The sequence below is a fragment of the Streptomyces sp. NBC_01283 genome (assembly GCF_041435335.1).
GTDB lineage: Bacteria > Actinomycetota > Actinomycetes > Streptomycetales > Streptomycetaceae > Streptomyces.
In genome coordinates this window covers 4,366,871-4,381,448 of the sequence record NZ_CP108430.1, presented here as the reverse complement: position 1 = coordinate 4,381,448, position 14,578 = coordinate 4,366,871, and the positions used below count along the sequence as shown (strand labels likewise).

Sequence of the window (14,578 nt, the reverse complement as noted above, 5' to 3'; positions counted from 1 at the left end):
GGGGCCGCCCCCTTCCTCGACCTGTTGCCCCGGAGCCTGGGGGAGACCCCCGGCGCCGGGGCAGCCGTGTGTCCGGCTGCGTCCGGTGGCATCCGGTTGCGCCCGGCAGTGGCGGACTCGGCGTGGAGAGGCGGATGCGGGTCACAATGAGGGGGTGAGTATTGCTAGCGCCCCCCTGCCCTCGTCCGATCGTGCCGACGTCTCCGCCCAGTTGCGGGAAGCCCTGCTGGCGGCCGACTTCACCGCTGACGGCCTGCTCGAACTGCTGGGGGCGCCCGCCTACACGGCGCTCGCGCGCAGCGAGACCGTGCCCGCGCTGCGGGCCACCCGTGGCGAAGGGCCGCTGGAGACGCTCGTACGGCTCTTCCTGCTGCAGCGTTCCGTGTCGCACGCGCGCGTGGCGGCCGTTCTGCCGGTCGGCCCGCTACTGGAGAGCGGTTGGCTGTCCGCGGCGGACGGTGAGGGCGCGCTCAAGGCGACGGTGGACGTGCGGCCCTACGGCGGGCCGAGCGGTGAGGACTGGTTCATCGTCTCCGACCTGGGGTGCGCGGTCGGCGGCGCCGGAGGCATCGGCAGCCATGACGAAGGGGTCGTACTCGGTGTCGGCGGGGCGTCCACGACGCTCGCCGGGCTCACGGTGCGCGCGCCGGTGGACAGTGCTCTCGACCTCGGCACCGGCTCCGGCATCCAGGCGTTGCACGCCGCGCAACACGCGACCCGGGTGACGGCGACCGACCTCAACCCCCGTGCGCTGCACATCACGCGGCTCACCCTGGCCCTGTCCGGCGCTCCGGAGGCGGACCTGCGGGAGGGCTCCCTCTTCGAACCCGTGGGCGAGGAGACGTACGACCTGATCGTGTCCAATCCGCCCTTCGTGATCTCTCCCGGAGCGCGGCTCACCTACCGCGACGGCGGCATGGGCGGGGACGATCTGTGCCGGTCGCTCGTTCAGCAGGCGGGGGAGCGGTTGAACGAAGGGGGGTACGCGCACTTCCTCGCCAACTGGCAGCACGTGGAGGGCGAGGAGTGGACCGAGCGGCTCCGTTCCTGGGTGCCGCGCGGATGTGACGCGTGGATCGTGCAGCGCGAGGTGCAGGACGTCACGCAGTACGCCGAGCTGTGGCTGCGGGATGCCGGGGACCACCGGTCGGACCCGGAGGAGTACGCGGCTCGGTACGACGCCTGGCTGGACGAGTTCGAGGCCCGCAAGACGCGCGCGATCGGGTTCGGGTGGATCACGTTGCGCAAGTCCGGCGCCGCCGAGCCGTCGGTGACCGTGGAGGAGTGGCCGCACCCCGTCGAGCAGCCGCTGGGCGAGACGGTGCGGGGGTTCTTCGCACGCCAGGACTTCCTGCGGACGCACGACGACGCCGCGCTGCTCGCGGGGCACTTCAAGCTCGCGGACGAGGTCGTGCAGGAGCAGGTCGGGCTGCCCGGCGCCGAGGACCCCGAGCACGTCGTGCTGCGCCAGCACCGCGGGATGCGCCGGGCCACCAAGGTGGACACGGTGGGCGCGGGTTTCGCCGGTGTGTGCGACGGGACGCTGAGCGCGGGTCGGATCCTCGACGCGATCGCCCAACTGGTCGGCGAGGACCCCGTATTGCTGCGTGACCGCACGCCGTCGCAGATCCGGCTCCTCGTCGAGCAGGGCTTCCTGGAGCCGGTCGGCGCGTAGGAAGGCCGCTCGGCATGCCGGGCCGTCGGCGCTACGCGTACGGCGTGTCTCGTACGTTTCGGGGACATCGGTCCCCCGTTGTGGGTGGGATGGGCGGACGTCCGCGCCCGTGGGACGTACATCGAGAAGGTGGATTGTGCGAACCGGCTCCGCGGCGACCGGATCCGGTCGAGTTGGGCCGGGCGGCGGGCCGGTGATTCGGTCCGGGCGCCCTCCGTTCACCCGGGGTTCGCGCCCCGGCTTCCCGGGCGTGCAAGTTTCCCAAGCCGGGAACTCAGTACGGGGAGGCAATGCCATGGAGAGCGGACCAGCGATCTTCGCGGGAACGGTATTCGCGCTGTTCGGAGCGGGACTGCTGCTGTGGACCGGGGCACGCGTGGCGCACCGCGCGCCGGTCGCCCAAGGTGTGAGCCCTGTCGCATCGGCGACGCTCGCCGCGCTCGCCGGATCGGGCGCACTGGTGCTCGGAGTGTGGTGTTTCACTCGGCTCTGACCGGAAGGTTCCGGTGGCCGCGGGGCGCGTACGGGCCGTAGGCCCGGCGTAGGCGGCGCGCCGGTGGTGAACCCGGTGGTGAAACGGCAGGTCGCCACTCCGGGCGGCAGGAATGGCGGTAGTCGGGTTACCGTTCGAGTGGCCGTTGCGGGCTTTTCCCGTTTGACACGGGGGCGGGATGTACCGTCACACTCCGCAGCGTCAGCGCAACGCAAGCGCACCGAGCGAGGCCACACAGCACGGCCACCGAGTACCGACCGGAGAGAAGAGCGAAGTTGTCCCCGACCAGCGAGACCGCAAAGGGCGGCCGCCGACTCGTCATCGTCGAGTCGCCTGCCAAGGCGAAGACGATCAAGGGTTACCTCGGCCCCGGCTACGTAGTCGAGGCGAGCGTCGGGCACATCCGCGACCTCCCGAACGGGGCTGCGGAGGTCCCGGACAAGTACACCGGCGAGGTGCGCCGGCTCGGCGTGGACGTCGAGAACGACTTCGAGCCCATCTATGTCGTCAACGCCGACAAGAAGGCACAGGTCAAGAAGCTCAAGGACCTGCTGAAGGACTCCGACGAACTCTTCCTCGCCACCGATGAGGACCGCGAGGGCGAAGCCATCGCGTGGCACCTCCTCGAGGTCCTGAAGCCCAAGGTCCCGGTCAAGCGCATGGTGTTCCACGAGATCACCAAGGCCGCGATCCAGGGTGCCGTGGCCAACCCGCGCGAGCTCAACAAGCGCATGGTCGACGCCCAGGAGACCCGCCGCATCCTCGACCGTCTCTACGGCTACGAGGTCTCGCCGGTCCTGTGGAAGAAGGTCATGCCGCGGCTGTCGGCGGGCCGTGTCCAGTCCGTGGCGACCCGCCTCGTCGTCGAGCGTGAGCGCGAGCGCATCGCCTTCCGCTCCGCCGAGTACTGGGACCTGACGGGCACCTTCGGCACCGGCCGCACCGGTGACGCGTCCGACCCCTCGCAGCTGATCGCGCGCCTCACCACGGTCGACGGCAAGCGCATCGCACAGGGCCGCGACTTCAACTCGGTCGGCCAGCTCAAGTCCGACACGCTCCACCTGGACGAGGCGAACGCCCGTTCGCTCGCCGCGGCCCTTGAGAACACCCGGTTCGCGGTCCGCTCGGTCGAGTCCAAGCCCTACCGCCGCTCTCCGTACGCGCCGTTCCGTACGACGACGATGCAGCAGGAGGCCAGCCGCAAGCTGGGCTTCGGCGCGAAGGCCACGATGCAGGTGGCCCAGAAGCTGTACGAGAACGGCTTCATCACCTACATGCGTACGGACTCCACGACGCTGTCCGACACGGCGGTCACCGCCGCCCGCGCGCAGGTCACGCAGCTCTACGGCAGCGACTACCTGCCGGACAAGCCCCGCACGTACGCCGGGAAAGTCAAGAACGCGCAGGAGGCGCACGAGGCGATCCGCCCTTCGGGTGATCGTTTCCGCACGCCGGCCGAGACCGGCCTGACGGGCGACCAGTTCCGTCTCTACGAACTGATCTGGAAGCGGACCGTCGCCTCCCAGATGAAGGACGCGGTCGGAAACTCCGTCACGGTGAAGATCGGCGGCACGGCCGCCGACGGCCGCGACGCCGAGTTCAACGCGTCCGGCAAGACCATCACCTTCCACGGCTTCATGAAGGCCTACGTAGAAGGCGCGGACGACCCGAACGCCGAGCTCGACGACCGTGAGCGCAGGCTCCCGCAGGTCAGCGAGGGCGACGCGCTGTCCGCCGACGAGATCTCGGTCGACGGCCACGCGACGAAGCCGCCGGCCCGCTACACCGAGGCCTCGCTGGTCAAGGAGCTCGAAGAGCGCGAGATCGGCCGCCCGTCGACGTACGCGTCGATCATCGGCACCATCCTCGACCGCGGTTACGTCTTCAAGAAGGGCACGGCCCTGGTGCCGTCCTTCTTGTCCTTCGCCGTGGTCAACCTCCTGGAGAAGCACTTCGGGCGGCTCGTCGACTACGACTTCACCGCACGCATGGAGGACGACCTCGACCGCATCGCGCGGGGCGAGGCGCAGGCCGTGCCGTGGCTGAAGCGGTTCTACTTCGGCGAGGGCGACGACGCGGGCGCCGCCTCCAGCGCGGGCAACGGCGACGGCGACCACCTCGGCGGCCTCAAGGAACTGGTGACCGACCTGGGCGCGATCGACGCCCGGGAGATCTCCTCCTTCCCCGTCGGCGACGGCATCCTGCTCCGGGTCGGCCGCTACGGCCCGTACATCGAGCGCGGCGAGAAGGACGCGGAGGGCCACCAGCGCGCCGACGTGCCCGACGACCTGCCGCCGGACGAGCTGACCGTCGAGTACGCCGAGGAGCTGCTCGCCAAGCCGAGCGGTGACTTCGCGCTCGGCACCGACCCCACGTCGGGCCACGAGATCATCGCCAAGGACGGCCGCTACGGCCCGTACGTCACCGAGGTGCTCCCCGAGGGCACCCCGAAGACGGGCAAGAACGCGGTCAAGCCGCGGACGGCCTCGCTCTTCAAGTCCATGTCGCTCGACACGGTGACGCTCGAGGACGCCCTGAAGCTGATGTCCCTGCCGCGTGTGGTCGGGACGGACGCCGAGGGCGTCGAGATCACCGCGCAGAACGGCCGGTACGGCCCGTACCTGAAGAAGGGCACCGACTCGCGCTCCCTGGAGACCGAGGACCAGCTCTTCAACATCACCCTCGAAGAGGCCCTGGCGATCTACGCCCAGCCCAAGCAGCGCGGGCGGGCCGCGGCCAAGCCGCCGCTGAAGGAGCTCGGCGAGGACCCGGTCAGCAAGAAGCCCGTCGTCGTCAAGGACGGCCGCTTCGGGGCGTACGTCACGGACGGCGAGACGAACGCCACGCTGCGGGCCGCCGACAGCGTCGAGGACATCACCCCCGAGCGGGGCTTCGAACTGCTCGAGGAGAAGCGGGCGAAGGGTCCGGCCAAGAAGACCGCCAAGAAGGCGGCGAAGAAGGCCCCGGCCAAGAAGACCGCCGCCAAGAAGACGGCTGCGAAGAAAACGGCCGCAAAGAAGACGACGGCTGCGAAGAAGACCACTACGAAGACGGCCGCCGCCAAGAAGACCGCGGCTTCGGCAGCCAAGGCGTCCGACGCCGAGTAGCCGGCCGTCCGCGTCGTTTTGTCCTGCGCTGCGAATGTGTGAACCGAAGGGGCGTCCGTTTGTTCGGGCGCCCCTTCGGAGTGTCGCACCGTCCAGATAGGCTGGACGGATGACGCGTGCCGAGCAGCCAACGGCCGGAAACCCGGCCCCCGACGACGCCCTGGTCGCAGATTCCCGAGAGCGTGCTGTTCGCGCCTTGCTGCGCGTGCCGCAACTGAAGCGGCTCTGGAGCGCCCAACTGGTCGGCGGTGTCGGCGATGCCCTCGCCCTCCTTGTGCTGGTGGTGCTCGCGCTGCAAGCGGCCATCGCCGAGGGGGCGTTCGGGGGCGGCTATCGAGGGGTCGCGTTCGCGATCACCGCTGTCTTCGGGGCCCGCATCCTCGCGACGCTGCTCTTCGGGGCGGTGCTTCTGGGGCCGCTGAGCTCGATCACGTCACCGGACGGGCCGCTGGACCGGCGCTGGACGATGGTCGTGGCCGACGGGCTGCGGGTCGGGCTCCTGATCGTCGCGCCGCTGTGGATCGACTGGACCCCGGACAACGCGCTCGCGATGCTCCTCGTCACCGCCTTCGTGATCGGCGTCGCCGAGCGCTTCTGGACGGTCTGCCGCGAGAGCGCGGCACCCGCGCTGCTGCCCGCGCCGCCCCTGGAGGGCGCGACGGTGCGGCCGCTGCCGGACCACATGGACGCACTGCGGCGCCTGTCGCTGCGTACGGGATTCGTGGCGCTGCCCATCGCGGCCGCCGCGCTCGTCGCCATCACTCTGGTCGGCAACCTCCTCGGCGCCGGGCTCGACTGGTTCGAGGCGCACCAGGCGGGGCTCGGCTCGTTCGTCGCCGCGGGCCTCTTCGCGGCCTCGCTGTCGATCGTCTACTTCCTCGAACTTCCCGCCACGCAGACGCCACGCGCGCGTAGCCCCCTCGAAGGGCTGCGCAGGCCGCGCACCGGCAGCGGCACCGACAAGGGCCGCACCGGCGCGATCCCGCTGCTCGTCGCCGCCTGCGCCGCGATCGCCGGAGCCGTCGCGGCCTCCGTCGCGGTCGCCGTGCTGCACGCCAAGGACCTGGACGGCGGGCCCGTCACGTACGGCCTGATCGTCCTCGCGCTGACCGGCGGCACCGTCGTCGGCATCCGCACCTCGCCGTCCCTGCTGCCCTCGCTCTCGCGCCGCCGCCTGCTCGCGCTCGCGATCGCCCTCACCGGCGTCGCGCTGCTCGCCGCGGGCCTCGTGCCCGACCTGACGACCGTGCTGCTGCTCCTGGCGCTCGCCGGGGTGGCCGCGGGCATCGCCGCGCACACCGGGCACGCGCTGCTCGACCAGGAGGTCGAGGACTACCGCAGGGCGCGCACGACGGAACACCTCCAGGCGGTCGTACGCCTCTTCGTCGCGCTCGGCGCACTCGTGGCCCCCGTGGTCGCCGCGGCGATCGGGCCGCACCGCTTCGTCAACGGCAAGTTCGTGTTCGACCACGGAGGCGCCGCCTTCACGCTGATGCTGGTGGGCGCGCTGCTCCTGCCGGTGGCCGCGCTGGTCCTCGCCAAGATCGACGACCGGCAGGGCGTGCCGCTGCGGCACGACCTGCGGGACGCGCTGCGCGGCGGCGACGACCCCGTCCAGGGGATCGCGCCCACGGGCTTCTTCATCGCCCTGGAGGGCGGCGACGGAGCGGGCAAGTCCACGCAGGCCGAGGCGCTCGCCGAGTGGATCCGGGCCAAGGGCCACGAAGTCGTCGTGACGCGCGAGCCGGGTGCCACCCCGGTCGGCAAGCGACTGCGGTCGATCCTGCTCGACGTGTCGTCGGCCGGGCTCTCGCACCGCGCCGAGGCACTTCTGTACGCCGCCGACCGCGCCGAGCACGTCGACACCGTCGTACGGCCCGCCCTTGAGCGGGGCGCGGTCGTCATCTCCGACCGGTACATCGACTCGTCCGTGGCCTACCAAGGCGCCGGACGCGATCTGTCCCCGACGGAGATCGCCCGTATCTCGCGCTGGGCGACGGCAGGACTCGTGCCGCATCTGACGGTGCTGCTCGACGTGGCGCCGGAGGCCGCCCGCGAGCGGTTCACGGAAGCCCCCGACCGTCTTGAGTCGGAGCCCGCCGAGTTCCACGCGCGCGTGCGGTCCGGTTTCCTGACGCTCGCCGCGGCCGACCCGGGGCGCTATCTGGTGATCGACGCCGCCCAGGAGCCGGAGGCGGTCACGACCGTCGCCCGGCACCGGCTCGACCTGATGCTGCCGCTCTCCGAGGCCGAGGTGAAGGCACAGGAAGAAGCCCGCAAGGCAGCCGAGGAAGAGGCGCGCCGCAAGGCCGAGGAAGAAGCCGCGCGCAAGGCCGAGGAGGAGCGGGTCGAGCGCGAGCGCCAGGAGCAGCTCGCCAAGCTCCGTGCCGAGGAGGAGGAGCGCAAGCGCCGCGAGCTGGAGGAGGCGCAGCGCCGCGAGGCCGAGCGCCAGGCCGAGGAGGCCAGGCAGCGCGCCGAGGACGCCAAGCGCCGGGCCGAGGAGGAGCAGGCACGCCTGCTCGCCGAGGAGAAGGTGCGGGCGGCCGAGGAGGAGCGGCGCCGCCGCGAGGCGGAGGAAGAGGCGCGGCTCCGGGCCGAGGCCGAGGAGCGACGCCTGGAGAAGCAGCGCAAGGCCGAGGCGGCGCTGCTGCGGGCCGAGGAGGCGCGGCGGCTGGCTGCGGCTTCCGCGGCTGCGGCGGCCGCTGCTTCGACGGCTTCGAGGGCGGTCGCGTCGACTCCGGCCGCGAAGCCGGCTCCTGCACCGGCTCAGGCTCCCGCTCCGTCTGCTTCCCCTGCGGACGCTGTATCCGACAGTCCTTCGGACGCCGTTCCGGACAACGAGACGACGGTGCCCACGCCCGTCGTGAAGCCCGGGGCGCCCGCGCCGGGTGCGGCCGACGAGACGGCGGTACTCCCGTCGGTCCGGGACACGTCCGGCTCGGACGAGACCGAGGTGCTGCCGCAGCCGCCCGTGCCGGGGGCTGCCGACGAGACGGCCGTGCTGCCTTCCGTACGGGAGGACAAGGTGCCGCCGGGGTACTTCCGCGATGAGCGGCCGGCCCCCGCACCGGACGGTGGGAACGACCGGACCCGTGAGCTGCCCCAGGTCGACGAGAACGGGGAGCCCAAGCAGCGGCCCCGCTCGGACTGGGCGGAGGAGACCCCGCTGGACGATCTGCCCTCCCTGGCGGACGAGTTGCTGGGGGAGCGGGACGAGGACGAGGACGGCCGGGGGCGCCGGGGTCGGCGGAAGGGGCGCTGAGCCCTTCGCCGGAGGCCAGCCCTTCGAAACGGAGGCTGCTGAGCGCTGAGCGGCGCTGTGTGCCGCCGTGCGTCGCGTACGTGGCTGTGTGCCGCCGTGCGTCGCTGAACGGCGACGGACGGCGGCCCGCGTTGTCAGTGGCGTGCTCCACAATGAATGCGACAGCGCGAGGTGCGGTGCGGTGCGTGGCGTGTGGTGCGCGATGCGCGGCGGGCGATGCGAGCGGGTGCGGGCGGGTGCGGGAGCAAGGGCGGAGGCGGTGACCGATGACCGTATGGGATGACCTGGTGGGCCAGGAGCGGGTGAGCGAGCAGCTCGGTGCCGCCGCCCGGGACGCCGACACGCTGGTCACCGCCGTGGCCGAGGGCACCCCGCGGCCCGAGGCGTCCAAGATGACGCACGCCTGGCTGTTCACCGGACCGCCCGGCTCCGGGCGGTCCACCGCCGCCCGCGCCTTCGCCGCCGCGCTCCAGTGCACCAGCCCGGACCGCGCGCTGGGCGGCGCCCCCGGCTGCGGCTTCTGCGACGGGTGCCACACGAGCCTGGTCGGCACGCACGCGGACGTCGAAGTGGTCCGTACGGACCTGCTGTCCATCGGCGTCAAGGAGACCCGCGACCTGGTCAGGCGGGCCCAGATGTCGCCCGCGGGCGGCCGCTGGCAGGTCATCGTCCTGGAGGACGCGGACCGCCTCACCGAGGGCGCGGGCAACGTCCTGCTGAAGGCCGTGGAGGAGCCCGCCCCCCGCACCGTATGGCTGCTCTGCGCGCCCTCGCTCGAGGACGTGCTGCCCACCATCCGCTCCCGCTGCCGCCATCTGACGCTGCGTACGCCTCCTGTGGACGCCGTCGCGGACGTGCTCATCCGGCGGGACGGCATCGAGCCGGACGTCGCCGCCGCCGCCGCGCGCGCCACCCAGGGGCACATCGGCCGTGCCCGCCGCCTCGCGACCGATCCGCGGGCACGCGAGCGCCGTGCCGCCGTCCTCAAGCTGCCCATGCGGGTGCAGGACATCGGGGGCTGCCTCAAGGCCGCGCAGGAGCTGATCGACACGGCCGGCGACGACGCGAAGCAGGTCGCCGAGGAGGTCGACGTCAAGGAGACGGACGACCTGAAGGCGGCGCTCGGCGCGGAGAAGGGCGGCCGGATGCCGCGCGGCACGGCGGGCATCATGAAGGACCTGGAGGACCGCCAGAAGCGCCGCAAGACCCGCACCCAGCGCGACAGCCTCGACCTCGCGCTCATCGAGCTGACCGGCGTCTACCGCGATGTGCTCACCCTGCAGCTGGGCTCGCGCGTGGCACTGGCCAACACCGAGGTGCTCGACATGCTGGAGCGCCTGGCGCGCGGGACCTCGCCCGAGTCGACGCTGCGCCGCATCGAGGCGATCGGTGCCTGCCGTACGGCACTGGACCGCAGTGTGGCGCCGCTGCTCGCAGTGGAGGCGATGACGGTGGCGCTGCGGGCGGGGTAGCGACTCAGAGGGAGGCCTTCGGTGGGGCCGGGGGGGGGCGGGTTGACGGAGTCACCCATACGAGCACCTTGCGTCACTGATCCAACGCATGGCGTTACGCTCGCGTGATGCGCATCAGAGGACTCCGCACCCCCGCGACCGTGCTCCTGGCGGCCGGGCTGCTCATCTCCGGCTGCTCGGCCGGGAGCTCGACGGTGGACGCGTCCATGGCCGCGCTGCCCCGAGCCACCCCGCAGGAGCTGGCTCCGTACTACGGCCAGAAGCTGAACTGGCGCGAGTGCGGCGTCCCCGGCTTCGAGTGCTCCACGATGAAGGCGCCGCTGGACTACGCGAAGCCGGACGGCACGGAGATCAAGCTCGCCGTCTCCCGGAAGAAGGCCACAGGGCCCGGCAAGCGCCTGGGCTCGCTCCTGGTCAACCCGGGCGGCCCCGGCGGCTCGGCGATCGGCTACCTCCAGTCGTACGCGGCCCTCGGTTACCCCGAAGAGGTCCGCGCGCAGTACGACATGGTGGCGGTCGACCCGCGCGGCGTGGCCCGCAGCGAGCCCGTCACCTGCCTCGACGGCAAGCAGATGGACGCGTACACGCAGACGGACATCACGCCGGACGACCAGCGCGAGACCACCGAACTGTCGGACTCCTTCAAGAAGTTCGCGGCGGGCTGCGAGAAGCGGTCCGGCGAGGTGCTGCCCCATGTCTCCACGGTCGAGGCGGCCCGCGACATGGACATCCTGCGCGCGGCGCTCGGCGACGAGAAGCTGAGCTACGTGGGCGCTTCGTACGGCACGTTCCTGGGAGCGACGTACGCCGGGCTCTACCCCGACCGCGTCGGGCGCCTCGTCCTGGACGGCGCGATGGACCCGTCGCTGCCGGCGCGCCGCATGAACCGTGACCAGACGGCGGGCTTCGAGACGGCGTTCCAGTCGTTCGCGAAGGACTGCGCGAGCCAGTCGGACTGCCCCCTGGGCACGGAGGGCGAGGCGGACGCGGGCAAGCGCCTCAAGTCCTTCTTCGACGACCTGGACCGCACGCCGATCCCCGCGGGCGACTCCGACGGCCGCAAGCTCGGCGAGGCGCTCGCCACGACGGGCGTGATCGCCGCGATGTACGACGAGGGGGCCTGGCCCCAGCTGCGCACGGCGCTGTCCGCCGCGATGAAGAACAAGGACGGCGCGGGCCTCCTCTCGCTCTCCGACAGCTACTACGAGCGGGAGGGCGACGGGTCGTACGCGAACCTCATGTTCGCCAACGCCGCCGTGAACTGCCTGGACCTGCCCCCGGCCTTCGACACGGCCGCCGACGTGAAGAAGTCGCTCCCGGACTTCGAGAAGGCCTCCCCGGTCTTCGGCGAGGGCCTGGCCTGGGCGTCGCTGAACTGCGCGTACTGGCCGGTGAAGGCGACGGGCGAGCCGCACCGCATCGAGGCGGACGGCGCGGCCCCGATCGTCGTGGTCGGCACCACGCGCGACCCGGCGACCCCCTACCGCTGGGCCGAGGCCCTGGCGGACCAGCTCTCCTCCGGCAAGCTGCTGACGTACGAGGGCGACGGCCACACGGCGTACGGCCGCGGCAGCAAGTGCGTGGACTCGGCGATCAACGCGTACTTGCTGAAGGGCAAGGCCCCGGACGACGGAAAGCGCTGCTCGCAGGGGTGAAACGGGCCCAGCGGGCCGCCCAACCGGGGGTGTGCGGAGCACCCCCGGAAACTGTGTAGACTTGGCGTCGCTGCTGATCGCACCATAGGTGCGGGACGCGTGCGCCGCCTTAGCTCAGATGGCCAGAGCAACGCACTCGTAATGCGTAGGTCTCGGGTTCGAATCCCGAAGGCGGCTCTGTGGAAGCCCCAGGACTCACTCGCCGTGACCTGGGGCTTTTGCTTTTTCTCGGGGCTTGGGGCTTGGGGCTTGGGGGTCAGCGGGCGTAGGGGCCCAGGCCGATCAGGCAGTAGACGTACTCGTTGATCGTCGAGCCGTTGAGGGTGTAGCGGTAGGAGAAGGCGTACTGCGTCTTGGGGTTGTTGTCGCAGCGGCTCATGTCCGATGTCAGAGGGATCGTCTCGATCACCTCGTAGTGGGCGTCCGATGCCGAGCAGGACACCTCGTCTACGTTGCTGACCTCCTGCGCCGTCTCGGAGTCCGGCAGCGTGCCGTTGAGGCAGGTCCCTGAGGTGAAGGGGGTGGGGGCCTCGCTGGTGGGGGTGGCGGCGGGGGCGGCCGTGTCGGTGCCGGTGTCGTAAGGGTCGTTTGTGTATGGGGTGCTGGTTGAGGGGGTGTACGTGTATGCGCTCTGGCTTGTCGTGGAGGTTGGGGCTGCGTTGTCGTCGCTGTCGTCGTTTCCCCGGGTCAGCAGCAGGATGACGATCACTACGGCGCCGATCGCGCCGAGCGATACGAGGCAGCCGCGGGCGGTGGAGCCGGGCGTGGGGGCAGGTCGTGGGGCCGGTGGTACTGGCCGTATGGGTTCAGGCACGGGGTCAGTATCGGGCAGAGGGCCGTTCGAGTGGAGTGATTTTCTAGAAGTTGGTTCTAGAAGTAGATGCTCTAGGCTGGGTGCACCATGAGCCCCAAGCAGCAACGCGGCGAAGAGACCGCCGACCGACTCCTGGATGCCGCGCTCCAGGTGTACGCCGCCTCCGGCGACCAGGGCGTCACCGTGGGCGCGCTCACCAAGGCCAGTGGTGTCAGCCTGGGGAGTCTCTACCACCATTTCGGCAGCGTCGACGGTCTCATGAGCGCTCTGCTGCAGCGCTGGCTCGGACGTCTTCTTGTCGAGCTCGCCACTTCGGTGGAGCGTTCCCGTACGGCTCGGACCGGTATCCGCGCTCTCGTGCGGGCCTATCTGAAGTTCATCGAGGAGAACCCCGACGCCTCCCGGCTGCTCCACTCCTCGTACGCCGACCGGCTCGGGATGGCTCAGGCCCGGCAGCTCCGTGATGCTCAGGAAGCCCGGCTGTCCCCGCTGAGCGGCTGGATGCAGCAGCACGTCGACTCGGGTGAAGTCGCCCCGATCCCAATGCCGTTGATCGAGGGGCTCGTCCTTGGGCCCGTCGTCGCCACCGCGCGCCGCTGGCTCGCCGGCTTCGACGACGTCGACCTTGACCAGGCCGCGCGTGTCCTGCCGGAAAGGATCTGGGCGTCGATTGTTCCCTGAGTCCGTCCCTCCAGGGGATCAGGCGGGGTGAGTTGGTTGGGTGCCCCTGGGGTGTTGGGGTGTCGGGGTGTCGGTGGTGAAACTCCCCTCTTGAGGCCAGTTGTTGAGGCGGGGGGGGGGTGTGTAGGGGCGGGGCGGTTAGTGGCGTAGCGCCTTGCTGATCTCTGCCTTCGGGGTGCCGGAGAGGGAACGGTTGCTGCGGACCGTGCCGGACTTCGACTTGCCGGCGTCCACGTCGGTGATGTTGAGGACGGCCGTGTCCAGGAGGTTGCCGTCGCCGTCGCGGAAGTTGACGGAGATGGTGTAGTCCGCCTTCTTGTCCTTGGGGTTGGTGGCCGTGATCTTGGCCGTTGCCCGGTCGCCCTCGGTCTTGGTGGGGCCGTCGACCTTCACGTCGCCTTTCGCGTCCACTCCGTCCTTCACCTCGGCCATCTTGGAAGCGGCGGCTTCCGTCGCCGATGAGACTGCTTCGCCTGCCTTGGCCGTGGCGGAGGCGGCCCTGTCCTTGGCCTTGTCCACGTCGCTGTCCGAGCAGGCGGTGGTGGTGAGGGCGAGCAGGGCGGTGGTGGCCGCGGCGGTGGCGATGCGGGTTGCTGTGGTGGTGCGGGTGCGGTTCATGCGGACCACCTTCGGGGTGGTGGGCCCTGGGCGCGAGGCGGGGCGGCCGTATGGGGGTGGTCTGTGCGCGGCTGCGGGGCCCTGTGGTGCTTGGCGGGGCTGCGGGGCTGGTTCGTCTGTGGGTGCGGTGCCGCGCCGGTATGTCCGTCCTCGCCATCGTCCGGTGGCCGTTGGGGTGCTTTGGGGCTGGAGTGCCGCGAACCGTGCTCCGGGCGGACATACCGGCACGTCCCCTCGAGAGCGCTGCCGGCCGCGGGTGCGTGCGGGGCATCGCTCGTGCTTGATTTGCCCGCTCGTGGCTGTGGGCGCTCGGGCGGGTGGGAATCCGGGGAGCCCCGCTGCCGGGTCCGTGTGAGGGGATGCGAGTATGCCGCGATGAATGCAGAGGCTGCGTTGTACGTTCGGTATCAGTCCCCCGTGCGCCATCAGCGAGGGCATTTCACCGGGGTGTTCGGCCTGGTCAACGGGCTTGCCCGGGAGGGGAAGCTGACCGCCGAGCAGGAGCGGTTCCGGCGTACGAACAATGACTGGTACGACAGCGCTTATCCGGATCCCTCGACGATTGATCCCACGGTCTACGACCACGACGTGAACCCCCGAGCCGTCGCCTGGTTCAAAGCCACTGCCACTCATCTCATCGAGCGCGTACCCGGCTATCTGGAGATTCTCGATGCGCACGGCGTCGAGTGCCGAGTGGTGCGGTCCTCGGATCCGGGGCGGGTTGTCTACGAGGACGAGTTCCAGGTCGTGGTCGTGCCCTACGAGGCGTAAGAGGTCTGCCGAGGTGTGAGCGGTCTGCCG

General features: G+C 71.0%; 10 protein-coding genes and 1 tRNA gene. 9 read left to right on the top strand and 2 right to left on the bottom strand.

What is annotated here, in order from left to right; translation table 11 throughout:
- The first annotated feature begins 154 nt into the window (after nucleotides 1-154).
- The 7 genes from OG302_RS19880 (at nucleotide 155) to OG302_RS19850 (ending at nucleotide 11,841) form a co-directional block, all read left to right on the top strand.
- A complete protein-coding gene (locus OG302_RS19880) occupies nucleotides 155-1,675 on the top strand; it encodes a methyltransferase (RefSeq protein ID WP_371528008.1) in 1,521 nt (506 codons plus the stop codon).
- Between the two features lie 295 nt (nucleotides 1,676-1,970).
- Entirely contained in the window at nucleotides 1,971-2,168 is a 198-nt protein-coding gene (locus OG302_RS19875) for a hypothetical protein (protein WP_371528007.1), read from the top strand.
- 275 nt (nucleotides 2,169-2,443) lie between these two features.
- Entirely contained in the window at nucleotides 2,444-5,275 is a 2,832-nt protein-coding gene (topA, locus tag OG302_RS19870; protein WP_371528006.1) for a type I DNA topoisomerase, read from the top strand.
- Nucleotides 5,276-5,384: 109 nt separating this feature from the next.
- On the top strand, nucleotides 5,385-8,537 hold the full coding sequence (gene tmk, locus OG302_RS19865; protein WP_371528005.1) for a dTMP kinase: 3,153 nt from the start codon (nucleotides 5,385-5,387) through the stop codon (nucleotides 8,535-8,537).
- 266 nt (nucleotides 8,538-8,803) lie between these two features.
- A complete protein-coding gene (locus OG302_RS19860) occupies nucleotides 8,804-10,009 on the top strand; it encodes a DNA polymerase III subunit delta' (protein ID WP_371528004.1) in 1,206 nt (401 codons plus the stop codon).
- A 107-nt stretch (nucleotides 10,010-10,116) separates the two neighbouring features.
- Nucleotides 10,117-11,664: an alpha/beta hydrolase gene (locus OG302_RS19855; RefSeq protein WP_371528003.1), complete on the top strand. Its 1,548-nt coding sequence runs from the start codon at nucleotides 10,117-10,119 to the stop codon at nucleotides 11,662-11,664.
- A 103-nt stretch (nucleotides 11,665-11,767) separates the two neighbouring features.
- A tRNA-Thr gene (locus tag OG302_RS19850) sits at nucleotides 11,768-11,841 on the top strand.
- A gap of 79 nt (nucleotides 11,842-11,920) precedes the next feature.
- Here the strand turns inward: OG302_RS19850 and OG302_RS19845 are convergent.
- Nucleotides 11,921-12,478 (bottom strand): hypothetical protein, encoded by a 558-nt coding sequence (locus tag OG302_RS19845; RefSeq protein ID WP_371528002.1) that lies wholly within the window; start codon nucleotides 12,476-12,478, stop codon nucleotides 11,921-11,923.
- 87 nt (nucleotides 12,479-12,565) lie between these two features.
- Here OG302_RS19845 and OG302_RS19840 point away from each other — a divergent pair, with 87 nt between their 5' ends.
- Nucleotides 12,566-13,159 carry a TetR/AcrR family transcriptional regulator gene (locus OG302_RS19840; RefSeq protein ID WP_371528001.1) on the top strand — a complete coding sequence of 198 codons (594 nt, stop codon included), beginning with the start codon at nucleotides 12,566-12,568 and terminating at the stop codon, nucleotides 13,157-13,159.
- A gap of 138 nt (nucleotides 13,160-13,297) precedes the next feature.
- Here the strand turns inward: OG302_RS19840 and OG302_RS19835 are convergent, their stop codons facing one another.
- Nucleotides 13,298-13,777: a hypothetical protein gene (locus OG302_RS19835; protein WP_371528000.1), complete on the bottom strand. Its 480-nt coding sequence runs from the start codon at nucleotides 13,775-13,777 to the stop codon at nucleotides 13,298-13,300.
- A gap of 375 nt (nucleotides 13,778-14,152) precedes the next feature.
- Between OG302_RS19835 and OG302_RS19830 the strand changes: the two genes are divergently transcribed.
- Nucleotides 14,153-14,548 (top strand): hypothetical protein, encoded by a 396-nt coding sequence (locus tag OG302_RS19830; protein WP_371527999.1) that lies wholly within the window; start codon nucleotides 14,153-14,155, stop codon nucleotides 14,546-14,548.
- Nucleotides 14,549-14,578: the final 30 nt, after the last annotated feature.

What these genes read in the sequence shown, in the direction of transcription:
- OG302_RS19855 (WP_371528003.1), top strand. Translation starts at nt 10,117, where the DNA reads ATGCGCATCAGAGGACTCCGCACCCCCGCGACCGTGCTCCTGGCGGCC.
- OG302_RS19840 (WP_371528001.1), top strand. Translation starts at nt 12,566, where the DNA reads ATGAGCCCCAAGCAGCAACGCGGCGAAGAGACCGCCGACCGACTCCTG.
- OG302_RS19835 (WP_371528000.1), bottom strand. Translation starts at nt 13,777, where the DNA reads ATGAACCGCACCCGCACCACCACAGCAACCCGCATCGCCACCGCCGCG.
- tmk (WP_371528005.1), top strand. Translation starts at nt 5,385, where the DNA reads ATGACGCGTGCCGAGCAGCCAACGGCCGGAAACCCGGCCCCCGACGAC.
- OG302_RS19860 (WP_371528004.1), top strand. Translation starts at nt 8,804, where the DNA reads ATGACCGTATGGGATGACCTGGTGGGCCAGGAGCGGGTGAGCGAGCAG.
- OG302_RS19830 (WP_371527999.1), top strand. Translation starts at nt 14,153, where the DNA reads ATGAATGCAGAGGCTGCGTTGTACGTTCGGTATCAGTCCCCCGTGCGC.
- OG302_RS19875 (WP_371528007.1), top strand. Translation starts at nt 1,971, where the DNA reads ATGGAGAGCGGACCAGCGATCTTCGCGGGAACGGTATTCGCGCTGTTC.